General features: G+C 63.9%; 21 protein-coding genes. 3 read left to right on the top strand and 18 right to left on the bottom strand.

Annotated features, from left to right (window positions below; genetic code table 11):
- Positions 1-5: 5 nt before the first annotated feature.
- Both gluQRS and ACSBPU_RS00650 read right to left on the bottom strand, forming a co-directional pair.
- Positions 6-884 (bottom strand): tRNA glutamyl-Q(34) synthetase GluQRS, encoded by an 879-nt coding sequence (gluQRS, locus tag ACSBPU_RS00645; protein WP_442594654.1) that lies wholly within the window; start codon positions 882-884, stop codon positions 6-8.
- Between the two features lie 13 nt (positions 885-897).
- The gene (locus tag ACSBPU_RS00650; RefSeq protein WP_180071093.1) at positions 898-1359 is read right to left on the bottom strand and encodes a DUF494 family protein; all 462 of its coding nucleotides are present in this window, start codon (positions 1357-1359) and stop codon (positions 898-900) included.
- A 183-nt stretch (positions 1360-1542) separates the two neighbouring features.
- On the opposite strand from ACSBPU_RS00650, the gene ACSBPU_RS00655 reads away from it, so the two are divergent.
- Positions 1543-2703: an alanine racemase gene (locus tag ACSBPU_RS00655; RefSeq protein WP_180071094.1), complete on the top strand. Its 1161-nt coding sequence runs from the start codon at positions 1543-1545 to the stop codon at positions 2701-2703.
- Positions 2704-2804: 101 nt separating this feature from the next.
- Here the strand turns inward: ACSBPU_RS00655 and ACSBPU_RS00660 are convergent, their stop codons facing one another.
- From ACSBPU_RS00660 to ACSBPU_RS00715, 12 genes are all read right to left on the bottom strand, one after another.
- A complete protein-coding gene (locus tag ACSBPU_RS00660) occupies positions 2805-4820 on the bottom strand; it encodes an acetyl/propionyl/methylcrotonyl-CoA carboxylase subunit alpha (RefSeq protein ID WP_442594657.1) in 2016 nt (671 codons plus the stop codon).
- Positions 4821-4833: 13 nt separating this feature from the next.
- Positions 4834-6441 (bottom strand): carboxyl transferase domain-containing protein, encoded by a 1608-nt coding sequence (locus ACSBPU_RS00665; RefSeq protein ID WP_442594659.1) that lies wholly within the window; start codon positions 6439-6441, stop codon positions 4834-4836.
- Positions 6442-6569: 128 nt separating this feature from the next.
- Complete coding sequence (locus ACSBPU_RS00670; RefSeq protein WP_442594660.1) at positions 6570-7751, bottom strand: acetyl-CoA C-acyltransferase; 1182 nt, start codon at positions 7749-7751, stop codon at positions 6570-6572.
- A 15-nt stretch (positions 7752-7766) separates the two neighbouring features.
- Positions 7767-9614: a bifunctional isocitrate dehydrogenase kinase/phosphatase gene (gene aceK, locus ACSBPU_RS00675; RefSeq protein ID WP_442594661.1), complete on the bottom strand. Its 1848-nt coding sequence runs from the start codon at positions 9612-9614 to the stop codon at positions 7767-7769.
- On the bottom strand, positions 9611-10789 hold the full coding sequence (locus tag ACSBPU_RS00680; RefSeq protein WP_180071099.1) for an acyl-CoA dehydrogenase family protein: 1179 nt from the start codon (positions 10787-10789) through the stop codon (positions 9611-9613). Before ACSBPU_RS00680 ends, aceK begins: the two co-directional genes overlap by 4 nt.
- A 130-nt stretch (positions 10790-10919) precedes the next feature.
- On the bottom strand, positions 10920-11438 hold the full coding sequence (locus ACSBPU_RS00685; protein ID WP_442594662.1) for a PaaI family thioesterase: 519 nt from the start codon (positions 11436-11438) through the stop codon (positions 10920-10922).
- A 4-nt stretch (positions 11439-11442) separates the two neighbouring features.
- On the bottom strand, positions 11443-12243 hold the full coding sequence (locus ACSBPU_RS00690) for an IclR family transcriptional regulator (RefSeq protein WP_442594663.1): 801 nt from the start codon (positions 12241-12243) through the stop codon (positions 11443-11445).
- 101 nt (positions 12244-12344) lie between these two features.
- Positions 12345-13313, bottom strand: coding sequence for a Bug family tripartite tricarboxylate transporter substrate binding protein (locus tag ACSBPU_RS00695; RefSeq protein ID WP_442594665.1), 969 nt, complete (start codon positions 13311-13313; stop codon positions 12345-12347).
- Positions 13314-13376: 63 nt separating this feature from the next.
- Positions 13377-14576, bottom strand: coding sequence for a CaiB/BaiF CoA transferase family protein (locus ACSBPU_RS00700; protein WP_442594667.1), 1200 nt, complete (start codon positions 14574-14576; stop codon positions 13377-13379).
- A 1-nt stretch (position 14577) separates the two neighbouring features.
- Entirely contained in the window at positions 14578-15714 is a 1137-nt protein-coding gene (locus ACSBPU_RS00705; RefSeq protein ID WP_442594669.1) for an FAS1-like dehydratase domain-containing protein, read from the bottom strand.
- Between the two features lie 203 nt (positions 15715-15917).
- Positions 15918-17489, bottom strand: coding sequence for an acyl-CoA synthetase (locus ACSBPU_RS00710; protein ID WP_442594671.1), 1572 nt, complete (start codon positions 17487-17489; stop codon positions 15918-15920).
- A gap of 286 nt (positions 17490-17775) precedes the next feature.
- Entirely contained in the window at positions 17776-18156 is a 381-nt protein-coding gene (locus ACSBPU_RS00715; protein ID WP_442594673.1) for a MerR family transcriptional regulator, read from the bottom strand.
- Between the two features lie 86 nt (positions 18157-18242).
- Between ACSBPU_RS00715 and ACSBPU_RS00720 the strand changes: the two genes are divergently transcribed.
- Positions 18243-19307, top strand: coding sequence for an MBL fold metallo-hydrolase (locus ACSBPU_RS00720; RefSeq protein WP_442594675.1), 1065 nt, complete (start codon positions 18243-18245; stop codon positions 19305-19307).
- Positions 19308-19387: 80 nt separating this feature from the next.
- Here ACSBPU_RS00720 and ACSBPU_RS00725 read toward each other — a convergent pair whose 3' ends face one another.
- Positions 19388-20014: a LysE family translocator gene (locus tag ACSBPU_RS00725; protein WP_442594677.1), complete on the bottom strand. Its 627-nt coding sequence runs from the start codon at positions 20012-20014 to the stop codon at positions 19388-19390.
- A gap of 63 nt (positions 20015-20077) precedes the next feature.
- On the opposite strand from ACSBPU_RS00725, the gene ACSBPU_RS00730 reads away from it, so the two are divergent.
- The gene (locus tag ACSBPU_RS00730; RefSeq protein WP_442594679.1) at positions 20078-21274 is read left to right on the top strand and encodes a trans-sulfuration enzyme family protein; all 1197 of its coding nucleotides are present in this window, start codon (positions 20078-20080) and stop codon (positions 21272-21274) included.
- Between the two features lie 626 nt (positions 21275-21900).
- On the opposite strand, the gene ACSBPU_RS00735 is transcribed toward ACSBPU_RS00730, so the two are convergent.
- The 3 genes from ACSBPU_RS00735 to argS form a co-directional block, all read right to left on the bottom strand.
- A complete protein-coding gene (locus ACSBPU_RS00735) occupies positions 21901-22530 on the bottom strand; it encodes a thiol:disulfide interchange protein DsbA/DsbL (RefSeq protein WP_442594681.1) in 630 nt (209 codons plus the stop codon).
- A 106-nt stretch (positions 22531-22636) separates the two neighbouring features.
- Complete coding sequence (locus ACSBPU_RS00740; RefSeq protein ID WP_442594683.1) at positions 22637-23344, bottom strand: SPOR domain-containing protein; 708 nt, start codon at positions 23342-23344, stop codon at positions 22637-22639.
- A 9-nt stretch (positions 23345-23353) separates the two neighbouring features.
- Positions 23354-25039, bottom strand: coding sequence for an arginine--tRNA ligase (gene argS, locus ACSBPU_RS00745; RefSeq protein WP_442594685.1), 1686 nt, complete (start codon positions 25037-25039; stop codon positions 23354-23356).
- Positions 25040-25085 lie beyond the last annotated feature (46 nt).

Below are 25085 nucleotides of genomic sequence, written 5' to 3' on the forward strand. Positions count from 1 at the left end.
CGGGGTCAGACCCCATCGGGGGTCTGACCCCAACGACCATCCCAGCGCTCCACGGCGGTATCCCAGAATGCCGCGCAGTCGGGCACGGACAGCGCCTCGAAGCCCAAGGCCTGCCATGCCTTGTTCAGCGTCAGGACGGGATCGTGCAGATCCATCGCCGCCGCATGGTTCTGCTTGGACAGCTTGCGGCCCGTTTCGTCGCACAGCAGGGGAACGTGCATCGCTTCCGGATAGCGCAGCCCCAGCGCGCGCGCCAGGACCCGTTGCCGGGCGGTCGACTCCAGCAGGTCGGCGCCCCGGACGATGTGGGTGATGCCCTGATCCCCGTCGTCCACCACGACCACCAGTTGGTAGGCCCACAGGCCGTCGGCCCGCTTGATGATGAAGTCGCCGGTTTCGGCCAGTACGTCCTGTTCCTGCGGCCCATGCCAGCGATCCGTGTAGCGCTCCGTGCCCGGCTCCACCCGGAATCGCCAGGCACGGGTGCGCTTGCCCGGCGGCAGCCCGTGACGGCAGGTGCCGGGATAGGCGCCTTCGGGCGGAAGTTCCTGGCGGGTGCATGCGCAGCCGTAGACGCGGCCATTGGCAGCCAGGGCATCGAAAGCCTGCTGGTAGAGCGCCAGCCGCTCGGACTGCCAGACCGGCGTGCCATCCCAGTGCATGCCCAAGGCCCGGAGCTGTTGCATGATGTAGCGATCGGCTCCCGGCATCACGCGGGGCGTATCGATGTCTTCGATGCGCAGCAGCCATTCGCCATGATGCGCCCTGGCGTCCAGGTAGCTGGCCATGGCGGCCAGCAGCGAGCCGTTATGCAACGGGCCGCTTGGGCTGGGGGCAAAACGCCCCCGATATCGACCGGTACCGTTGGTTGCAGAAAGTGCCATGCGGCCTGCGCGTTCAGTGCGATAAGCGGGTATGATCGTCGGCCAGGAGCTCTTCGAAAACCAGATGATCGACCTCGGCTTCCTGGCTCCAGAGCACGATCAGCGCCATGATCTTGATCTTGGCGAGCGAAACCGGAGATTCGTTGGTAGCCTGGGCGCGTTCGATCAGGATTTCGCGCAGGGCGGGCGGAAGCACGCCGGAGTTTTCCAGGAAAGTGATGAACCCGATGGCCTGGGTGCCCAGATGCTGGTATTCATCGTTGGTGAAGATTCGGGTGCTGTGCCGCTGGGGATTATGCGCAAGCTGGCCGCACTGCTCAGTGGATTGCGCCAGGCCATGGAGCCAGCCTAGCGCTTCGTCGATGTCTTCGTGCTCGAAGCCCACTGCGGCAAGCTTGTTCGCCAGTACGTCCGCCTCGGGACAGGCTTGCGGTGTATAGTAGGTTTCAAACAAATAAACCAATATATCGAACATAGAGATGCGATTCCGGTTGCCGTTTGCAAAAGACAGAATATTTAAAAAGCGTGACCGGTAAAGTTATTGACGACTTTACGCTGATTTACCACGAGGGGCAATTCAGCCTGTTGCTGCAAACACACGCTTGGGGTACCGTGCGGCCTGCGAGACCAACAGTTTAAACCGACTACGGAGACGGAGATGGAAGCACTTACACTGGCGGATAAACACGAGGCGTCGGCCGATCTTTGCGTCCAGCCGATAGCCCGGGTGGGTGATCCCGTGTCCGCAGTCGATACTCCGGCGCTGATTCTCGACCTGGATGCCTTCGAAGACAACCTGCGCACCATGCAGGTGCTGGCGGAGCGCCATGGGGTCGAACTCCGTCCCCATGCGAAGGCGCACCGATGCCCCGAGATCTCGCTGCGCCAGCTGGCCTTGGGCGCCACAGGCATCTGCTGCCAGAAAGTAAGCGAAGTCATACCGTTCATCGCCGCCGGCATCCGCAACATTCATATCAGCAATGAAGTCGTCGGCGCGGAAAAGCTGGCGCTGCTGGCGCGCCTGGCCAAGCAGGCGCAAATCACCGTCTGCGTCGACGACGCCCGGGCCGCGCAAGATCTGTCGGACGCCATGCTGGCCGAGAAAGCCAGCGTAGGCGTGCTCGTCGAGGTCGACGTGGGCCAGAAACGCTGCGGCGTGCAGTCTTCCGAAGACCTGGTGGCGCTGGCCCAGCTGGTACAGCGCCTGCCTCAAATCCGTTTCACCGGCATTCAGGCCTACCACGGCGGCTTGCAGCACAAGCGCAGCCTGGAACAGCGGCAAAAATCCTGGGACAAGGCCGTCAAGCTGATCCGGAAACACCTGCAGGCGCTCGAGCAAGCCGGCATTGCCTGCCCGGTTGTCACGGGCGGCGGCACCGGCACGGCCGCTTTCGATGTCAAGAGCGACGTCTTCACGGAAATCCAGGCCGGCACCTACGCTTTCATGGACACCGACTACGGCGGCATAGATTGGGACGACACCCTGGCTTTCCGCCACAGTCTCTTCCTGCTCGCCACCGTCATGAGCGCTCCTTCTCCTGACCGCGCCGTGCTGGACGTGGGCTTGAAGTCCACCACTGCCGAAAGCGGCATGCCGGGCCTGGTCGGCTACGAAGGCGTTCGCTGCGTGGCGGTGAACGACGAGCACAGCATGCTGTGCATCGATGAAGGGGCGCAAGGCCCCCGTCTCGGCGACAAGGTCCGCCTCATCCCAGGCCACTGCGACCCCACCTTCAACCTGCATGACTGCGTCGTCGCCGTGCGCGGCGACCGCGTAGAGGCCATCTGGCCCATCAGTGCCAGAGGCATGAGTCGCTAAGAGGCAAGGGGTCATGGGGTCAGACCCCGTACGGGGTCTGACCCCGCGCGCTTCATTGGATTTGGGGGGTCAGACCCCGTACGGGGTCTGACCCCGGCCCATCAATCCAGCGCGAGCAGTTCCGCCCCGTCCCCGACCTGGTCGCCGACCGCGAAATACACTTCCTGCACGGTTCCGTCCTTTGGCGACTGTATGGTGTGTTCCATCTTCATGGCCTCCATGACCAGCAATGCGTCGCCGGCTTTCACGGCGTCGCCGGCCTTGACCGCAATGGAGATGATCTTCCCGGGCATGGGAGCCGTCAGGCTGCCGCCGTGATCGCTGCTTTCGTCCACGGAATGCATAAGAGGATCGTGCTGCTCCAGCAGGGTCGGCACACCGCCCGCATACACATGGACCTGCTCGCCGCGCACGATGACGGTTGCCCGTTCGTCGGCATCGCCCAGGCGGATGCGGACGAGGTACTGGCCGGCGCCTGTCGCCTCCGTCTGCCATGCAAGCGGCAGCACGGTCTCGCCGCTTGAATAAGACCATTGTTCCGCAACGCGGCGCAGGACGACTTCACGTGCCTCGCCGCGGTCGAGCAGGGAGAACGTCTTTTCGTAAACGCCGCTGACACGCCAGCCGTCCAGTGCATTCCACGGGTCGGCGCCGGCGACGCGTTGATGGGGTTCCGAGCTTTTTTCCCCTTGGCTGGCCAGAAGGGCTGCCATGGCCAGCGCGCATGCGGTGTCCGTGGCCGGCATGGGGAGCGGGAAGAGGCTGTCATGGCGCCGTTCGATCAGGCCGGTGTCGAGGTCTGCCTGGGCGAAGGCGTCGTCCAGCATGAGGCGGCGCAGGAAGGCGATGTTCGTCTGGACGCCGACGCATTGGAGTTCGCCCAGCGCTTGAGCCATGCGGGCCCGCGCCTGTTCGCGGTCCTTGCCGCGCACGATAAGCTTGGCGATCATGGGATCGTAATAGGGGGTGATGGCGTCTCCTTCGCGCACGCCGCCGTCTATGCGCACGTCGCCATTGGCGAAGGCCACGTGGGGCGGAAGCCTGAGGACGTCGAGCCGGCCGATCGAGGGCAGGAAGCCGTTGTCCGGATTCTCGGCGTAGATGCGCGCTTCGATGGCATGCCCGGTAAAGCTCAGGTCGTCCTGGCGCACCGGCAGCGGTTCGCCGGCCGCGACGCGCAACTGCCATTCCACCAGGTCGTGGCCGGTGATCATCTCGGTGACGGGGTGTTCCACCTGCAGGCGGGTGTTCATTTCCATGAAGTAGAAGCGCCCGTCGGGCTCGGCGATGAACTCGACCGTGCCGGCGCCGACATAGTCGACGGCGCGCGCGGCGGCGACGGCGGCTTCGCCCATGGCGCGCCGGCGTTCCGGCGTCATGCCGGGGGCGGGCGCTTCTTCGATGACTTTCTGGTGGCGGCGCTGCACCGAGCAGTCGCGTTCGAACAGATAGACGCAATTGCCGTGGCTGTCGGCGAATACCTGGATCTCGATATGGCGGGGTTTCTGCAGATAGCGCTCGATGAGCACCTTGTCGTCGCCGAAACTGCCGGCGGCTTCGCGCTTGCAGGATGCCAGGGCTTCCCGGAAGGCATCGGCCGAGGCGACGATGCGCATGCCTTTTCCGCCGCCGCCCGCGCTCGCCTTGATGAGCACCGGATAGCCGATGAGATCGGCCTGCGCCTGGAGGAAATCGGGGTCCTGGTTTTCGCCGTGGTAGCCGGGCACCAGCGGCACGCCGGCCGCTTCCATCAGGGATTTCGCGGCCGATTTGCTGCCCATGGCCGCAATGGCGCTGGCTGGCGGGCCCACGAAGACGATGCCCGCATCGGCGCAGGCCTGGGCAAAGGCTTCGTTTTCCGACAAAAAGCCATAGCCGGGATGCACCGCTTGCGCGCCGGCGGCCTTGGCGGCTTCGAGTATGGCCGGACCGCGCAGATAGCTGTTGCGCGGCTCGGGCCCGCCGATGGGAATGGCGGCGTCGCAGGCGGCGACGTGGCGCGCGTTGGCGTCGGCTTCGGAATAGACGGCGATGGTGCGCAGGCCCAGGCGCTGTGCGGTGGCGGCCACGCGGCATGCGATCTCGCCGCGGTTCGCGATCAGTAGGGTGTTGAACACGACGACTCCTTGATTACATGCGGAACACGCCGAATCGCGTGTCTTCGATGGGGGCGTTCAGCGCGGCGGAAAGGCTCAGCGCCAGGACCCGTCGGGTGTCGGCTGGCATGATGATGCCGTCGTCCCACAACCTGGCCGTGGCGTAGTAGGGATGGCCTTCCTTTTCGTATTGGTCCCGTATGGGGGCTTTGAAGGCTTCTTCTTCCTGGGCGGACCAGGCGCCGCCCTTGGCTTCGATGCCGTCGCGGCGCACCGTGGCCAGCACGCTGGCGGCCTGCTCTCCGCCCATGACCGAGATGCGGGCGTTGGGCCAAAGGAAAAGCAGGCGGGGGCCGAAGGCGCGGCCGCACATGCCGTAGTTGCCGGCGCCGAAGGAGCCGCCGATGAGGACGGTGAACTTGGGCACGGCGGCGGTCGACACGGCGGTGACCATCTTGGCGCCGTGCCGGGCGATGCCTTCGTTTTCGTATTTGCGGCCCACCATGAAGCCGGTGATGTTCTGCAGGAACACAAGGGGAATCTTGCGCTGGCAGCAGAGCTCGATGAAATGCGTGCCTTTCTGGGCAGCCTCGGAAAACAGGATGCCGTTGTTGGCGATGATGCCCACGGGCATGCCGTGGATGTGCGCGAATCCGGTGACCAGGGTCGTGCCGAAGCGCGCCTTGAACTCATCGAACTCGGAGCCGTCCACGATGCGGGCGATGACTTCGCGCACGTCATAGGGCTTGCGCGTGTCCGACGGAATGATGCCATTCAGCTCGCGCGGGTCGTACAGCGGCTCGGCATGGGCGCGGCGACGGAGTTGCCCGGGCTTGCGGTGATTGAGCCGCGCCACGGCGCCGCGCGCCAGGTAGAGCGCATGCAGATCGTTGTTGGCCAGGTGGTCGGCCACGCCCGACAGCCGCGTATGGACGTCGCCGCCGCCCAGGTCCTCGGAACTGACTTCCTCGCCCGTGGCGGCCTTGACCAGCGGCGGGCCGCCCAGGAAGATGGTGCCCTGGTTCTTGACGATGATGGACTCGTCGCTCATGGCGGGCACATAGGCGCCCCCCGCCGTGCACGAACCCATCACCACGGCGATCTGGGCGATGCCCTGGGCCGACATGTTGGCCTGGTTGTAGAAGATGCGGCCGAAATGCTCGCGGTCGGGAAAGACTTCATCCTGGTTGGGCAGGTTGGCGCCGCCCGAGTCCACCAGGTAGATGCAGGGCAGGCGATTCTGCTGCGCGATCTCCTGCGCCCGCAGGTGTTTCTTGACGGTAAGCGGGTAGTAGGTGCCGCCTTTGACGGTGGCGTCGTTGCAGACGATCATGCATTCCACGCCGGCGACCCGGCCTATGCCGGTGATGATGCCGGCGCCGGGCGCCTCGTTTCCATAGACGTCGTGGGCCGCCATGGGAGACAGTTCCAGGAAGGGCGTGCCCGGGTCGAGCAGCCGTTCGACCCGCTCGCGTGGCAGGAGTTTGCCGCGCGCCACGTGCCGGGCGCGCGATGCCTCGTTGCCGCCTTTGGCGGTTTGTGTGAGCTTTTCCAGCAGGTCGTCAAGCTGCGCCTGCATGGCGCGGGCGTTGTCGATGAAAGCCTGCGACCTCGGATTGATCCGGGATTCGATGACGGGCATTACTCTTCCTGGAAGCGGATGCGCTGTCTGGCGGGTGTGCTGCTTGCTTCACCAAGCAGCACACGAGTCAGCACAAGTGGTTGAAGAAAGGGCGCCCGATCGATATGCGGCGCCCGTACAAGAACGTGTCAGGCCATTTCGATGGCAAGGGCCACGGCCTCGCCGCCGCCGATGCACAAGGACGCGATGCCGCGCTTGCCGCCCGTCTTGCGCAGCGCGCCGACCAGCGTGGTCAGCAGGCGGGCGCCCGATGCGCCGATGGGATGGCCCAGCGCCGTGGCGCCGCCATGCACGTTGACCTTCTCGTGCGGCAAGTCGAGCTCGGTCATGGCCGCCATCGTCACCACCGCGAAGGCTTCGTTGATTTCGTACAGGTCGACGTCCGAGGCGTTCCAGCCGGTCTTGGCCAGCAGGTTCTGGATGGCGCCCACGGGAGCCGTGGTGAACCATTCGGGTTCCTGCGAATGCTGGCTATGCGCGACGATGCGGGCAAGCGGCGTGGCGCCCAGTTTCTTGGCGGTCGATTCGCGCATCAGCACCATGGCGGCGGCGCCGTCGGAAATCGAAGACGCGTTGGCGGCCGTGACGGTTCCGTCCTTCTTGAAGGCGGGCTTCAGCGTGGGGATTTTCTCGGGCATGGCCTTGGTGGGGCCTTCGTCCGTGTCGATGACCACGTCGCCCTTGCGGCCCGGGATCGTGACCGGGACGATTTCCCATTTGAAGCTGCCGTCTTCGGTCGCGGCACGGGCGCGGCGCAGCGATTCCAGCGCGAAGGCGTCTTGCTGGTCGCGGGCGAAGCTGTATTTGGCGGCGCAGTCTTCCGCGAACACGCCCATTGCCGTGCCGCGCTGGTAAGCGTCTTCGAGGCCGTCCAGCGCCATGTGGTCGTATACGGTGGAATGGCCGTAGCGGTAGCCCTGGCGGCCGCGCAACAGCAGGTAGGGCGCATTGCTCATGCTTTCCTGCCCGCCCGCCACGATGACGTCGGCGCTGCCGGCCATCAGCAGGTCGTGTGCGAACATCGCGGCTTTTAGGCCCGAGCCGCAGACCTTGTGTATGGTCGTGCAAGCCACTTGCCGGGGCAGGCCGGCCCCCAGCGCCGCCTGGCGGGCGGGCGCCTGGCCCTGTCCCGCTTGCAGGACGTTGCCCATGATGACTTCGTTGACCGCCTCGCCGGAGATCCCGGCGCGCTCGACGGCGGCTTTGATGGCGATCGCGCCCAGCTCGTGCGCGGCCAGCCCGGACAGGCTGCCCATCATGCCTCCCATGGGAGTGCGGGCGGCGGAAACGAGGACAATAGGATCGGACATGATAGGCTCCTGTAGCTAATGAGACTGCGGCGCCGGTGTGTTGATGTGCAGGCGCCGGTCGTTTTCATAGGGAAAGATATCTTCGATACGGCCTTGTGCCGCGCGGTCGCGGCAGGCTTGCCACCAGTCCGCATCGAGCAGCTCGGCATGATATTTCAGGAAGGCGGCCCGCACGCGCGGGTCGCCCAGCAGAAATACGCGAAACTCTTCTGGGAATACGTCGTTCGGGCCGACCGGGTACCACGGCTCGTTCGACATTTCGGCTTCCGGATTGGGCGCGGGTGGAATACGCCGGAACTGCATTTCCGTCATCCGCTGGATTTCGTCGTAGTCATAGAATACAACGCGGCCCAGGCGCGTGACGCCAAAATTCTTGTACAGCATGTCGCCGGGGAAGATATTCGCCGCCGCCAGTTCGCGGATGGCATTGCCGTACTGCTTCACGGCGGACTCCAGCACGGCGTCGGAAGCATGGGCGAGATAGATGTTCAGCGGCGTCATGCGGCGCTCGATATACACATGGCGCAACACGATGGCCTCGTCCTGTTCTTCGATCAGGCTGGGAACCTGCTCGCGCAGCGCGGCAAGCAAGGCGTCCGAGAATCGCGCGCGGGGCAGCGCCACCTGCGAATATTCCCAGGTGTCGGCCATGCGCCCGACCCGGTCGTGCTTCTTGACCATCTGGTATTTGCGGCGCACGGTCGCGTGATCCATGCCGTCCTTGGCGATGCGGTCGCGTATGAGCTTGAAGACGTAGGGATACGAGGGCAGCGTGAACACTGTCATCACCAGCCCCTGGATGCCCGGCGCCATCTCGAAGTCATCGTGCGAATGCGCAAGATGATGCAGGAAGTCGCGATAGAAAAGCGTCTTGCCCTGTTTCTGAAGTCCGATGGCGCTGTAGAGCTCTGCCTTGGGCTTGCGCGGCAGCAGGCTGGACAGGAAACCGACATAGGCGGCCGGTGTTTCCATGTCGACCAGGAAATAAGCGCGGGCGAAACTGAACAGGGTGCTCAGGTCGTCCGGCGTATGCAGCAATGCATCGAGCTGGATATGTCCCGACGGCGTGCGCAGCAGCGCGATCGCGAAGGGATGGGTGGCGCCCTGGTTGATCAGGCGGCCCACCGCGTAAGCGCCTTTGTTCCGGAAGAACAGCGAGTTCAGGACGTGGATCTGGCAATCGGCGGCAATGCGCCGGCCCGCGCCGCGCGGCAGGGCCGAGCGCAGCCGCCGCAAGGCCAGCCGCGCGAGCTTGCGGGCATCGGCGGGCAGGTCCAGGAACGGCGCCGCCAGTCCGAAGTCGGCGATCATCCGGATCAGGGACGCTTCCAGGCCTTCGCGGCTGGGGTAGTACACACGGTACGAGGGCAGCTTGCTGTCCAGGTATTCCGTTGCCACCGCGGGCCGCACGAACAGGAAGTCATTGTGGAAATAGTCGCGATGCAATACGCGGCAGGACACGGAGTTGAAAAAAGTCTCGGCGCACTCGGGTTGCCTGTGACCCGACAGCAATGAGACGAAGTCGCTCTTGACGTCTTGCCAGAAGGCGATCTGCCCGGGATTCAGGCCATGGCCGGGCTCGGGGCTCAAGGGATGGGAAATTTCGCTGCCCTTGAGCGCCGTGCCCAGCAGGGCCGTGCATTCCCGGACCCGTGTATCGTAATATTCGATGCGCTCGCTGGAGAGCTGCTGTATGCCGCGCCAGTTGCCGGATTCGAACAGTGCCTTGGCGCGCTGCGCGCCATAGCGGAACAAGGCATAGTGCCGATTGAAGCCATCAAGCAAAGCCTGGGCCACGGCCCGCGGTTGCGGGTTGCGGCGCCCGATGGGCTCGATGCGTTGATGGTCTGCGGCGAAGTTCATGCCGTCTCGTTGAAGAGTTCGCGTCCGATCAGCATGCGGCGGATCTCGCTGGTGCCGGCCCCGATCTCATACAGCTTGGCGTCGCGCCACAGGCGGCCTGTGGGATATTCATTGATGTAGCCGTTGCCGCCCAGTATCTGTATGCCCTCGCCGGCCATCCAGGTGGCTTTCTCTGCGGCGTACAGAATGACGGCGGCGCAATCCTTGCGCACCTGGCGCACGTGCTGGCTGCCGAGCTTGTCCAGATTGCGGCCGACGGCATAGCAGAAGGCGCGGCTGGCCTGCAGCGTGGTGTACAGGTCGGCCATCTTCCCTTGTATGAGCTGGAACTCGCCGATGGCCTGGCCGAATTGCTTGCGCTCGTGCACATAGGGCACGACGACGTCCATGACGGCCTGCATGATGCCCAGCGGGCCGCCCGCCAGGACGGCGCGCTCGTAGTCCAGGCCGCTCATGAGCACCTTGACGCCTTCATTGACGCGGCCCAGCACGTTCTCTTCGGGCACTTCGCAATCCTGGAACACCAGTTCGCCGGTGTGGCTGCCGCGCATGCCCAGCTTGTCGAGCTTCTGCGCCACGGAAAAGCCCTTGAAGCCCTTTTCGATGAGGAAGGCGGTGATGCCGCGTTGCTGGGCTTGCGGATCGGTCTTGGCGTACACCACCAGGGTATCGGCATCGGGACCGTTGGTGATCCACATTTTCGTGCCGTTCAGGACATAGCGGTCGCCCTTTTTTTCGGCGCGCAGCTTCATGCTGACCACGTCGGAGCCGGCGCCGGGCTCGCTCATGGCAAGCGCGCCGATGTGTTCGCCGGATACCAGGCGGGGAAGGTATTTCTGCTTCTGCGCCTCTGTGCCGTTGCGGTGGATCTGGTTCACGCACAGATTGGAATGCGCGCCGTAGGAAAGCCCAATCGAGGCGCTGGCGCGGGAGATTTCCTCCATGGCGATCATGTGCGCCCAATAGCCCATGCCGCTGCCGCCGTATTCCTCGCCCACCGTCATGCCCAGCAGCCCGAGGCTGCCGAACTTCTGCCACAAGTCCATGGGAAACTGGTCGCTGCGGTCGGCCTCGGCGGCCCGGGGCGCGATTTCCGCCTGCGCGAAATGATGCACCGTGTCGCGCAGCATTTCAAGGTCGGGACCAAGGTCGAAATCCAGGCCGGGTAGGTTCATGGTGATCTCCTTCGCTAAGCGGATGGGGGAGGCGGGGACAGAGCTGGCCATTTTGACATGGATACTATATTCCGTTTACGTAAACGTAAACTATTGGCATTTTCCCTATGATATGGGGTCGGACCCCTTTCTACCCAGTCTGGGGGTCAGACCCCATACGGGGTCTGACCCCGGCACCCACCATCGTTTCATCGGCATCGGGGTCAGACCCCGAATGGGGTCTGACCCCACCTCCCAACCGTTTCATGATCCCCTGGGCGCTGCCGACCAGGACGCCGTCGGCGCGCAGCGAGCCGTTCAGGAACAGCAATGAACCGGCTTCGTGGTCCACATGCCCCTGCGCCACCAGCAATTGGCCCGCCCGGGACGGCGCCAGGAAATTCACATTCAATTGGACCGTGACGCAGGGCGTCCGGCCGGCGTGGTCCCAGGCGATGGCGCTCAGGGCATGGTCCATGAGGGCCGCCAGGGTGCCGCCATGCACCACGCCAGCCTGGTTCAGATGTTCCTCGCGCAGCCTGATCGCATAGGCCCAGCCGCCGGCCTCGCGCCGGGACATCAGCGGCCCCAGCATGCCCATGAGTCCGGGCAACGCATGGGTGCGCCAGGGCGGCAAGGTGTCCACAGGCGGGACGGGCTGGTTCATCATGTTGTCATTCCAACGAGAAGAGCTGCCGGGACAGGCTCGCGGCGTGCGCTTTCAATTCCTGGATCAGGGTTTGCGTTTCTTCGTCCGACAGCTGATTGACGATGCTGGCGACCACGATGGTGTGTGTAATGTGGTGCTGCGCGTCCAGCACGGGCACCGCGATCAGGGTGATGCCCGCGATGTAGTTCCCTTGGTCGAAGCTGTAGCCTTGGCTGCGGGATGCCTCGACTTCGCGCCACCAGTCGTCGAAGCTTAACGGCTGCTGCCAGCGCAGCGCGGCAAACTGCATCTTGATTTCGTCGATGGAGTGCTGACTGAATGCCGCGACCAGCCTGCCCGTGGCGCTGATGAGGCCCGGGAAGCGGCTGCCGACGTCGACATGCAGGCGGAAGGGCAGCTTGGAGCGGGACAGGGCGGTGACGACCATCTGCCCTAGGCCGACTACCTCGACGCCGATGGCCGTGACGCTCCAGCGTTGCGCCAGCCCATCCAATATGGGCTGCGCGGATTGCGCAAAGTGATTGGTCTCCAGCGCGCCCCGCGCCAGCGCCAGCATGCCCGCGCCCAGCCGATAGCGTTTCGATGCGGGATCGAAGCTCAGGAGCTTCTCGGCGGTGAGGGCGCGGAGTATGTGCAGGCAGGTGCTGGGCACCAGATCGAGTTCATCCGAGATGGACTTGACGTTCATGGGTTCCTTGGTCCTGCCCAGCAGCCGAAGGATGGCGACCGCCCGGGTGACTGCGGGTACTTGGCGTATGCGAGGCCCGGCCCGGGCAGGGGACGCATTGTCTTGAGTGTCTGTCATGCTGGAAACCGTAGCGGAAAGGCACGCATTGTGCAATGCAAGATTCTATCAAGCCCGTACATTGCGCTCCTTTCGCCATGCAGTCCGGCATACAGTTGCGATCAGTGGATCTTGATGCCCGCTTTCTTGATGACGGGTTCCCATTTTTCCTGCTCGGATCTCACGAAGTTGGCCAGGTCCTTGGGCGTTCCGCCGCCAACGTCCAGGCCCATCCCAAGCAGGCGCTCCTGGGTTTCGGGCAGTGCGAAGAACTTTTGCAGTTCCAGGTTGAGCCTGGTGACAACTTCCGTTGGCGTGCCCTTGGGGGCGAACAAGGCATTCCACGCAATGACCTCGAAGCCGGGCAGCCCCTGACTGGCGACGGTGGGCACGCCCGGCAACAGCTTGGTTTCGGACTTGCTGGTTACCGCGACCGCGCGCAGCTTCTTGCCGGCGATCTGCGGGCCCGACGCGGTGACGGTGTCGATGGAAAGGGGAATTTCACCGCCGATCACATTGGTCATGGCCATGGACGAGCCTTTGTATGGAACGCCGAACAGCGGCGCTCCGCTTTGTTCCTTCAGCAGCTCGTAGACCAGGCGCGACGTGGTGCTGGGCATGCCGATATCGGCGGTGCGCCCGCCGCTTTTGGCCTTGTTGATGATGTCGGTGGTGGTCTTGAACTCTGAATCCGCCTTGGTGACCAGGACCATGGGAAAGGTGCCCACGAGAATGACCGGATCGAAGTCCTTCACGGGGTCGAACGGAAGCGAGGAATACAGGAAGGCATTCAGGTTGTGGGTGGCATTCGTGCCCATGGTCAGGGTGTAGCCGTCGGGCTCGGCGCGCGCGGCGGCCTGCGTGCCGATGTTGCCGCCGGCGCCGCCTTTGTTCTCGACATAAAAGGTCTGCCCCAGGGCTTTGGTCAGGTGGTCTGCCACATACCGTGAGATGGTGTCTGTTCCCTGTCCGGCCTGATAGGCCACCAGGATCTTCACGGGCTTGTCGGGGTAGCCCGCGGCGAAGGATGCGGTGGTGCCCAGCATGGCGAGGACTGCCGCGCCGGCGATGGATTTGAATTTGAGGGTCATCGTTTGTCTCCTTGGTTGTTATAAGGCTTTGGTGGGTGCATTCCGACCTGGCGTCGACAGGCCCTAGGGGTCTGGGGAACAAGGCAGGGATGCGGCGCTGCGATGCTTGATGGTGCTGTGCTCATCGAAGGCGGGGGGGCGCCGGCCGGGTGTTCCCGGCGTCTCTGAAAGACGAATGGGTATCCCCAGCCCTTTGTAGTCGGGCCGGTCGACGATCATGCCGCGGTGCCGGGTATGAGCCTGGGCCAGCGCCTCGGGCACGGTGTTGACGGGGCCGGCCGGGATGCCCTGCTTCATGAGCATGTCGCACAGCGGGGCTTTTTCCCAGTCTTCCAGAACGACTTCTATTTCTTCGCGCAAGCGCTGGCGGTTCTTGAGCCGGTCGGCATTCGAGAGGAAATCGGGATGCCGGGCGAGATCCGGCTTGCCGATGCAATGGCAGAATTTCCGGAACTGCGGATCGTTCAGAATGCCCAGGAACACCAGGCCGTCCCGTGTCTTGAAGCGGTCGTAGGGTGCGATGTTGGGATGCGCGCTGCCCAGCAGCTGCGGCGGCTTGCCCGACTGCATCCAGTTCACGGCATGGGGCACCAGCAGGCTGAGTGCGGTGTCGAACAGCGTGGCGTCGACGCGCTGCGCCTTGCCGTTGCGCTCTCGCGCCAGCAGCGCCATGAGTATGCCCGAGAACGCCGTATAGGCCGTCAGGTGATCCACGACCGGAATGCCGATGCGGGTGGGTCCGCTGTCCGGCGTGCCGTTGATGCTCATGAGCCCGCACATGGCCTGCAGGACGGCGTCATAGCCCGGCAGGCCGCCGAGCGGGCCGGTGGCGCCGAATCCGCTGATGCTGCAGTAGACCAGGCGCGGGTAGCGGTTCGCCAGGCTTTCATGGCCCAGGCCCCATTTCTCCATGGTGGCGGGCAGGAAGTTCTCGACCAGGACATCGGCCTCTTCCAGTAGCGCGAACAGGACTTCCTGGTCTTCGGCCTGCGAGAGGTCAAGCGAAATCGCACGCTTGCCGCGGTTCAGGGCGGAGAAATAGGCGGCGTTTCCCTGTTCGTCGAAGGGCGGGCCCAGCTTGCGGGTTTCATCGCCGAAGGGCGGTTCCACCTTGATGACGCTGGCGCCGTGGTCCGCCAGCATCTGGGTGCACAGCGGACCGGCCAGCACACGGGACAGGTCCACCACGCGCACGCCCCGCAGCGCCCCGGCGCCTTCGGGCGTGTCGGGCCAGAGCGCGTCGTCGGCTCGAGGGGTGCTCATGTCAGCCGCGGGTCGGGAGCTGGACGACACCCGTCCCGATGACCGAAAGTTCGTTGTCCTGGTTGCGGCCTTCTTGCTCGATCTCGACCAGGTGCCGCCCCTCGCTTTCGTATTTCTTGGTGACTTTGCCCTTGATGAAAAGCATGTCGCCTTCGGGATTGTGGCGGCGGACCTTGCACAGGGATTTGCGCAGGAAACCGTCGTCGCCCATCCAGTTGGTCAGGTGGTGGGTCAGCCACGAGTTGCGCTCGGGGCCGTAATCATAGGCGCCGGGCGCACCGACCTCCAACGCGAAGTCTTCTTCCCAGTGCACGCGCTCGGGCACGTCGGGAATGCCGAAACGGTTCTTGATGCCCACGCCCGGGTGGGCGTCGATGAGTTGCCAGGCCAGCTTGTTGGCGCGTATGTACAGGCCGCCCCAGCCTTGCGCATAGGCAATGAAGCCGGTGACGGTCATGGGGCCCTTGAACAGCACGGGCAGCTCGTCGCCGACGTTGACGTCTTCCCAATAGCGCGGCGTGGCGCCCCGCACTTCCTCCTGGGCATACAGCTTGTAGGCTTCGCGCAGCTCTTCTTCGGTGTAGCGGCGCGGCGCGCGCTCGCGGACTTCCTTGTACTTGGTGCCGACTTCGCGGGCGTGGTCGCGCTCGGTGCGGAAGCACCAGCTGTCGGCTTCGGCGACCTTGTCGCCTTCCTGGTTGTAGAACTGTACGTTGTAGATTTGCTGGATGGCGCGGCCGGCGAAACGTGTTTCGTGGGGAATCAAGGCTTTGAGCGTGGCTTCTGATGAAATTTCGTCGTTGCGGCGGACGGCCTTGTGCCAGGTCCAGTCGGCGCCGGACCACATGGCATGGACGCCGGGCAGGCCCCCGACGTAGCCGGACACGATACGGTTGGTGGCGAACAGGAAGCTGGGCAGGGCGATGATGCCGCCGTGCCGGGTCTTGGCGGCATAGCCCGGATCGCACCAGAGCGGATTGTCGTCGCCGATGCCGTGCGCGTAGTGGCGAATGTTGTCGCGGGTGGCCTCATAGCACCAAGGTTCGGCGGTTTCGGTGATCTTCACGCCGATGCGGCGGCTGAGGGCTTCGAGATCGTGGTCTGTGATTTTGGGGAAGGTACGGGTTGGCATGTCCATGTTTGCTCCTGGTTGTCTGTGGTGGGGTCAGACCCCATGCGGGGTCTGACCCCAATGTTTTGTCAAGTCGGGGCCGGGCCCCTTGTTTTTTGCCGGGGTCTGACCCCGTATGGGGTCTGATCCCATGTTTCGTTGAGTCGGGGTCGGACCCCTGTGTTTTGAGCCGGGGTCAGACCCCGTACGGGGTCTGACCCCATGCCCCGTCAACTGTGCTCCGCTTCCAGCAATTTGCCCCGCGCCTCTTGTTCACGGAGTTTCTTGCGATGGATCTTGCCCGCCGGCGTCTTGGGAAGTTCGCTGACGAAGGCGATATGGCGGGGGTATTCATGCTGGCTCAGGCGGAAGCGGACAGCGTCCTGGATCTCCTGCTTGAGCTGTTCGTCCCCGGGGCGCTTGGCGATGACGAAGGCCTTGACGACCTGCCCCCGCAGTTCGTCGGGGACGCCGATGGCTGCCGCTTCGAGGACGTCGGGATGCTTCAGGATGGCATCTTCGATTTCCACCGCGCTCATCGTCCAGCCGGCCGAGATGATGACGTCGTCGGCGCGGCCGGCATGATAGAAATAGCCGTCTTCGTCAGTGCGGCCCAGGTCTTTGGTGGCGATCCAGTTGCCGCGGCGCAGGACCTTCATTTCGCCGACCACGCCCGGGGGGCAGACCTGGCCGTCCGCATCCTGCACCTGGACGACGCCGCCGGGAATGGGCTTGCCCAATGCCCCGTGCTTCACGGGGAAATCGGCGGCGCCGGGATACGAAACCAGGATGACGCCGATTTCGGTCGTGCCGTACATGCTGCATACCTGGGTGCCGAACAGTTCTTCGATGAAGGTTTCCGTGGCCCCGTCGATGGGTTCGCCGGTGAAGGAAAGCTTCTGGATGCTGTAGGAATGGGCGCGGGCGTCGGGACTGTTGCGAATCATCCGGTAATGGGTGGCGGCGGCCGACATGTTCGTGAATCCATGTTCGCTGAGCGCCCGAAGGAGCCGGCTTGCGTTGAACTTGCCCGAGAACGCGCCTATGGTCAGCCCCAGCGCCAGCGGCGCCAGCGTGCCGTGCCACAGGCCATGGCCCCAGGCGGGGGACGAGGGGCAGAAATAGCGGTCGCCGGGGCGCAGCCCGGTTCCATAAAGGGCCGCGACCATCAGTGTGACCAGGGCCTTGTGCGTGTGCTTGATCGCGTCGGGCATTTCGCGCGTGGTGCCCGATGTGTACTGGAAGATCGCAAGATCGTCGCCGCCGCTGTGGGTCGTGTAGCGGGCGTCGTATTGAGCCAGGCCGGCCAGGAAGACGTCGTCGACGGCTAGGCAGCGCAGGCCGGGCGTTTTCTCGACCATGCCGATCTTGTCCTGGTTGGTCAGAAGCAGCTTGGGGCTGCAATCCTGGACGCGCAGGCGTATGCCGTCGGGACCGAACAGCGTGAAGAGCGGGACAGCGATCGCGCCGGTTTTCATGACGCCGAACAGCGCGGAATAAAAGGCCCGGGAAGGCTCCAGCATGATGGCCACGCGATCACCCGGCTGGATGCCCTGCGCCACGAGGTAATGGGCGAAGCGCGAGGACTCGTCGGCAATCCGGCGGTAGGTCAGGACTTCGTCGCGGCCGTCGGCATGCGCAACGATGATGGCTACGCGTTCGGGATCGTCGGCATGGCGGTCGATGCATTCATGAGCGATGTTCAGTTGCGCGCGAGATCCGTCGAAAAGATTCCAGAGCTTGTCCGAGCTCCAGTGCTGCTGAGCATCGGCATAAGAGGTGTAGTCGGTGAGTTTGTGCATGTCATGGCGCTCATTGTTCTGCGTTGAGTCCACTTTATTCTTGCGCAATCAAATTGTCAAATAGATTATTGAATTGTATTAGTACAATTTATTGAGGGGTCAGACCCCGTACGGGGTCTGACCCCGGCCACAATTTAAGAGGGGGTCAGACCCCGAATGGGGTCTGACCCCACGACCAATCCAAAAAAATTCGCCCCGCCGTTCTCGTTCGGAACTGGCGGGGCGTGGGAAGAAGCGGGGGGGCCGCGGCTGGGGTCAGACCGCATGCGGGGTCTGACCCAAAAAATCAATTATGCTGGCTTAACAGACCTTGGCAATGATCCAGCTGTGCCTGGATCTCGGCCAGGGTTTCGCGCAAGTCTTTTTGTTGCTGCAGCAGCGTGGCGCGGTGCTTCTCCAGGATGTCGATGTAATACCTCAGTTGGGCCGCCGTGTCGTCCGGCGCATCGTACATATTGATCAGACTGAGGATCTCGGACAGCTGCAGGCCCAGGCGCTTGCCGCGCAAGGCCAGCTTGAGTCGCGTGCGATCCCGGGAGGAATAGATACGGTTACGGCCGTCCCGCGCAGGGCTCACGATGCCCTGGTCTTCGTAATAGCGAAGTGTGCGGGGTGTGATGGCGAATTCCTGCGCCAGATCGGAGATGGTCCAGTGGGATTCGGTCATCGAAATGGGTTACCGTTTACGTTAACGTAATTGATGATGCCATAATATGAGTTAAAAGGCATTTCCGCTATCGAGATGGAGACAGAATGAATCCCAATGAAATGAAGCTGACGTATCCGTTCGGCGATGAGCTTCCCGCCGCCGGCCACGCCATGGCCGTGGCGGACGGCGTGCGATGGATACGCATGCCGCTTCCCTTTGCGCTCGACCACATCAATCTCTGGCTGTTGCGCGATGAAATCGACGGCCGCGAAGGCTGGACGGTGGTTGACTGCGGTGTCAGCCGTGATGAAGTCAAGGAAATCTGGGAGCAGGTTTTCAAGAACGTGCTGGACGGCTTGCCTGTGCTCAGGGTCGTGGTGACGCACATGCATCCAGACCACGTCGGCCTTGCAAATTGGCTGTGCGAGAAATGGGATGCGCGCTTGTGGATGACCATGACGGACTGGAGCGTTGCGCGCCTGTGGTCCCGCCCGGCGGCGGAAGGCAGTGGCCCCAACGGCGTATCGGCCGCGGCGCATTTTGCGCGTCACGGTCTGACGGACCCCGATGCGCAGGAACAGATTCGCCAGCGTGCCGGCTACTACCCCAGCCTGGTGCCTGATGTCCCTGCCCGATACACCCGCATGATGGACGGCAATCGCCTGCAGATCGGCGGCCGTGAATGGAAGGTGATCGTAGGCTACGGCCACGCGCCCGAACACGCTTCGCTGTATTGCGACACGCTGCAGTTGCTGATTTCCGGCGATATGGTGCTGCCGCGAATTTCCACCAACGTGAGCGTGTTCGATTACGAGCCCGACGGCAATCCCTTGCCGCTCTATTTGAACTCGCTGCGCGCTTACGATGACCTGCCTGAAAACACGCTTGTTCTGCCTTCGCATGGCCGGCCTTTCCGCGGCTTGCACGAGCGCATTGCGCAGCAGCATGCGCATCACGCGGAGCGCCTCGAAGAGGTCCTGGATGCCTGCGCTAACCCCAAGAGCACGGCGGATATCGTCCCGGTGATGTTCAAACGCAAGCTCGACCTGCATCAGCTCACCTTCGCCATGGGCGAGGCGTTGGCCCACCTGCATGCCTTGTATTTCGACGGCAAGCTCCGGCGCCAGACCGGCGACGACGGCGTCATCCGCTTTCAGCGCGTGTCCTAGGGTCAGACCCCGTACGGGGTCTGACCCTATTTCAGTTCTTGATGGGGTCTGACCCCTCGTCTTCCCACGCGGGGCTGCCCTCATCTTTCCGTGAACACCAGCCGCAGCGCCAAGCTCAGAAACACGGTGCCGGCGGTCCAGTTCAGCGCTCGCTGGGCGCGCTGCGATTTTTGCATGCGCTCTCCCAGGGCGCCGGCGAACCAGGCCACCAGGCCGAAGACCAGCAGGGTGGCGAGCATGAACAGGGCGCCCAGGCTCAGCGTCTGCAAGGCGACCGAGCCGCGGGCCGGGTCCGTGAACTGCGGCAGGAAGGCCAGGAAGAAGATGGACACCTTGGGATTGCTCAGGTTCATGATGATGCCGCGCTGATACAGCCGCAGCCGGCTTTGCGCGGGCGGCTTTTCCCCCGCGCTGAGCGTGGCGGGCGCTCGAAATGCGCCCCAGGCGAGATAGACCAGATACAGGGCGCCGGCGAGCTTCAACACCGTGAATGCGGTCTCGGATGTGGCGAACAACGCCGCCAGTCCGACGGCCACCGCCATCGTATGGCCGATCAGGCCGGTGCAGAGCCCCAGCACCACGAACATGCCCGAAGCGCGTCCCCACATGGCGGACTGCATGAGCACGAAAAGATTGTCCGGGCCTGGCGAGAGCCCCAGCAGCACGGCGATGCCGAAAAATGAAAGCGCGATGTCGACGGTAAGCATGGTTGGTATTATGTGGGGCTATGATTATGCGGTTCGCAAATTTTAAGGCCCTTCGCAACCAACATGGCTAACGACGCTTCCAAACACCTGGATACACGGCTGCAGCACGCCGGCACCGCCGAGTTCGATCCCATCACAGGCGCGGCGCCTGTCGCACTGCCCTCCATGCGCACCAGCACCGTCCGCTTCCAGAACCTTGCGGCGCTCGAACGCGCTCAGGTGGACAAGGCAAAGGGGGAGCGCGCCGTGACCTATGGCCGTGTGGGCATGGATACCCATGCCGCGCTCGAGGAAATGTTCTGCGAGCTGGAGGGGGCGCAACGCGCCTACCTGGCCTCGTCGGGCCTGGCGGCCATTACCCTGGCCTTCTTCAGCGTGTTGAAGAGCAAGGATCACGTGCTGGTGGCTGATTGCGCCTACGGTCCCGTGCGCTACCTCGACAAGACCGTATTGTCGCGCATGGACATCGAGGTCAGCTATTGCCGCGCTACCGTGGCCGAGCTCGAGGCTCGTCTGCAGCCCAATACCCGTATGCTGTACGTCGAGTCGCCCGGCTCCCTGCTGTTCGAGATGCTGGACCTTCCCGCACTGGCGGAGTTCGCGCGCAAGCATGGCCTGGTGCTTGCCACGGACAATACTTGGGGCTCTGGGTATATCTATCGCCCGCTGGACTTGGGCGCGGACATCTCCGTCGTGGCCGGCACCAAATACGTGGGCGGGCACTCCGACTTGATGCTGGGCGCGGTCATGGCCAAAGACCCCGCATTGGTCAAGCGCATCAACGACACGCATTACGCCATGGGATATTCCGTCAGCGCGGATGACGCCTGGCTGGCCATCCGGGGCATACGCACGCTGCCTTTGCGCATGCGCCAGACCGCCTCCAACGCGATGGAGATCTGCCGCTTCCTGGCAACGCGCCCCGAGACCGTTCGCATCTACCATCCCGCATGGCCGGATGACGCGGGCCATGCCTTGTGGCAGCGCGATTGCACCGGCTCCAATGGCATGCTTTCCGTAGAGCTCAGCCTGGACCCGCAAGCCGCACGTCGATTCGTCGACGCGCTTGCGCTGTTCGGCATCGGTTTTTCATGGGGCGGTTTCGAAAGCCTGGTTCAGCTGGTCGATCATGGATCGATTCAGTGCCATGGCTACTGGCAGCCCAGCCAGAACGCCGTCGTCCGCTTCCATATCGGGTTGGAATCTCCTGCCGATCTGATCGCTGATCTTACCCAGGCGCTGGTCAAAGCCCGGGGTTGAGTTTCTGCTGGTTGTGGTTGTTCTCGGTCTCTGGACACGGCCAGCTCGACGTATAGGGGCATCGGGCTCCGTCGTAGGTGGTGCTGGCCCCCGGCCAGCACTTCCCGAGTTTGGCCCGGATCCAGGGCGGCCGGGAAACTCGAACGCTCGGGCCATTGGCCCGAAAGCGCGTTCTCAGACAGTCCCGGCCGTGCATCCCTGGCTCCCAAGCCAAACCCGGCACCTCCGAAAGTCGCCCTCAACCCCTATACGCCAAGCTGACCTGCATTCGTGAGAATTGAGACGACTTTGGGGGTCAGACCCCGTACGGGGTCTGACCCCAACACCGTCTCAACCAGAGTTATTGTGAGGCCGGCCCTTGGCTGATGGGGTGAGGAGGGCGACTTCGGGCGCCGCCGGGCAAGGACGGGATGGCGGGGAAGCAAGGGCGCATCTGTTTGAACGCCCGTTTTCGGGCCACCGGCCCGGTGGGCGTGAGTTATGCGCACGCCCCGACAGCCTGGCCTTGACCGGGTAGTCCCGCGCCAGCGGGACCGGTGCACGGGAGCCCGACTGCCCCATCAGCCAAGGGCTGGCCGTCATCAGCAACCTGAAACACCGCAAGCCGGTGATAGACCGCCCCCGGCTTACTTGAGCGTATCCAGCAAGCGCTGCGCTTCCTGCACCGTACCTTCGTAGCTATTGGCCAAGGACGGCGATGTTACGTACTTGCCGCCCACCGCCACGCTGGGCGTGCCGTCGATCTTGTAGGCCTTGGCCAGTTCGTTGGCGCGCATGACTTTGGACTTGACGCCGAAGGAATTGAAGACGTCCTGGAAAGCCTTGCGGTCCACGCCCTGGTCGGCGATCCAGTCGGTGATCGCGTTGGCGTCGAAAATGCGCTTGCGCTGAACGTGGATGGTCTTGAAGACGGCGGGGTGCAAGTCCAGGCGGTCCATGGCTTCCAGCGAGTAGTACAGCTTCTGCAGATCTTCCATGCTGGCATTGAATGCCACCGGCACACGGCGCAGCACCACGTTGTCAGGCAGTGTCTTGGACCATTTCTCGACCATCGGCTCGAGCGCATTGCAATGCGGGCAGGTATAGGCGAAAAACTCCAGGACTTCGATCTTGCCTGCCGTGTCGGACGGCTGGGCGGGTTCTACGGTGACATACTTGGCATTGGCGGCCTGGGCCTGGACGGCCGGCGCCAGAAATGTTCCGGTACTGACGGCAAGGCATGCGACGGCGCGCAAGAGCAGGGATTTAAGCGACATTTCGGGTTTCCAGTAAGGTCAAACACATTAAGACTGGCCAAGCCTGTACAAGTTCACCGCCGTGTGGCGGCCTGGGGTCTGCCAGCGCTAAAAGACGATGGCAGCCCTAGGGCCGTACGACGGAGGATTCGATTTTTTCGCTGCCCAGGCGTTCACGCGAACGGTTCATTTCGTCGATGCCTTTGAATGGGCCCACGCGCACGCGATGCACGGTGCCGCCGTTGACCTGGGCTTTCTGCAGTTGTACCGGCATGCCCAGCATGAGTATTCTTGCCTGCATTGCCTGCGCATCCGATTCGGACCGGAAGGCGCCGGCCTGCAGGTAATAGGTGGTCTGGGTGCCGGCGGCGGGCTTGCTGCTTGCGGGCGGCGGCTCGGTGCCCGGCACGACCGGCTTGGCGCCTGCCCCGGCTGCGGCGGGCGGCTTCGACGGCGCGGCCGCCGGGGCGTCGGCCAGGCTGGCGATCAGGTTGCCGATGCTGTCCTGCCCCGGCGCGACCGGCCCCGGGGTGGATGCCACGGGAGGAATATCCGGCAGCGGCGACGGCGTGGTGATGGTCGGGCCGCCGGCGCCGGACCCCGCCGGCGCGCTGCTGCCATACAAGCCTATGTTCGGATCGGGCGCATCGCGTACATCGGGCAGCAAGGTCTTGGCGGGATCGCGGCTGGCCTTGTCCACGAAGGGCATGGGAACCTTGGTGACGAACAACGCGACCGCCACGGCGGCGGCCAGCCCGACGATCAGCCCGATCAGGATGCCGAACAGGGTGCTGCCGGATTTTGCGCTGGAGGATTTTCGACTGGAGCGGGCCATGTGAAGAGCTTACATCCTTTCAGGGGCGGAAACCCCAAGCAGATTGAGGCCGTTGGCGATGACCTGGCGCGTGGCTCCCGCCAGACGCAGGCGCGCCTGCTTGAGCGCTTCGTCATCGACCAGCACGCGCTCGGCGTTGTACCAGGCGTGGAAGTCGGCCGCGCAATCGCGCAGCCAGAAGGCCAGGTGGTGCGGGGCCAGCTCCTGGGCGGCAAGCGACAGGGTCTGGGGATATTCCGCCAGCCGCTGCATGAGCGCGATTTCGGTCGGTGCCGTCAGCACCGAGACCGGCGCATCGGCAAGCCGCCCGGCAAGCTCGGGCGACTGGGCGAGCATCGAACAGATACGGGCATGCGCGTACTGGATGTAGTAGACCGGGTTTTCTTCGCTCTTGGACAGGGCCAGGTCGATGTCGAAGACGAATTCAGAGTCGGCGCGGCGCTGGATCAGGAAGTAGCGCACGGCATCCTGGCCGACCCAGTCGATCAGGTCGCGCATCGTGACATAGCTGCCGGCGCGCTTGGAGATCTTGACCTCTTGCCCGTTGCGCACCACTTTCACCATCTTGTGCAGGATGTAGGCGGGGAAATCCTTGGGGATGCCCAGGTCCAGCCCTTGCAGTCCGGCGCGCACGCGGGCCACGGTGCCATGGTGGTCCGAACCCTGGATGTTGATGGCGCGATGGAAGCCGCGCTCCCATTTGGCGACGTGATAGGCGACGTCGGGCACGAAATAGGTGTAGCCGCCCTCGGACTTGCGCATGACGCGGTCCTTGTCGTCGCCTGTTCCGAGCTCGGTGGTGCGCAGCCACAGCGCGCCTTCGCTTTCATAGGTGTGGCCGGAGGCGATCAGCGCCTTGACGGTGTCGTCGACCCGCCCGCTGGTGTAGAGCGAGCTTTCAAGATAATAGTTGTCGAACTGCAAGCCGAAGGCCTTCAGGTCCAGGTCCTGTTCGCGGCGCAAATACGCCACGGCGAAGGCGCGGATGTCGTCCAGGCTGTCGAGGTTGCCGCTGGCCGTGACCGGCTCGCCGTCGGATGCCTGGACGGTTGCGCCGGCCAGGAAATCACGGGCGATGTCGACGATGTAGTCGCCCTTGTAGCCGTCGGCCGGAAAGTCGGGAGAGTCGGGCTCGATGCCCCGGGCGCGCGCCTGGACGCTGATGGCCAGATTGTCGATCTGGTTGCCCGCGTCGTTATAGTAGAACTCGCGCGTGACGTCGTAGCCTTGCGCGGTGAACAGCCGGCACAGGGCGTCGCCCAGCGCGGCCTGCCGGGAATGCCCCACGTGCAGCGGGCCGGTGGGATTGGCCGAGACGAACTCCACCAGCAGCTTTTCTTGCTTGGCCGGCTGGTGGCCGAAGCGCTCCGGTTCCTGCGCGATGGCGGTCAATACCGCTTGATGGGCCGCGGTCGACAGTCGGAAATTGATGAAGCCCGGGCCTGCGATTTCCGCCGAGGCGACGAGGCCGCCCGCTGCCGGGTCGGCCATCAGGGCGTCGACGACCTGTTGCGCGAGTTCGCGGGGATTTCGCTTTGCCGGCTTCGCCAGTTGCATGGCCACGTTGGTGGCGACATCGCCGTGGGCGGCGACCTTGGGGCGTTCCAGGAGGATGACGGGCGAGGCCTCGGGAACGATGGCGCCTACGGCGGCTTGTAGAAGCGAAATCAGCTGTTGTTGTTGCCCAGGAAGCATAAGATGTGTGTGTAAACGGATCGATATGAAGGCCGGACCGCATGGG

The organism is Parapusillimonas sp. JC17 (assembly GCF_052180245.1).
In the GTDB taxonomy this organism is placed as follows: Bacteria; Pseudomonadota; Gammaproteobacteria; order Burkholderiales; family Burkholderiaceae_B; genus Parapusillimonas.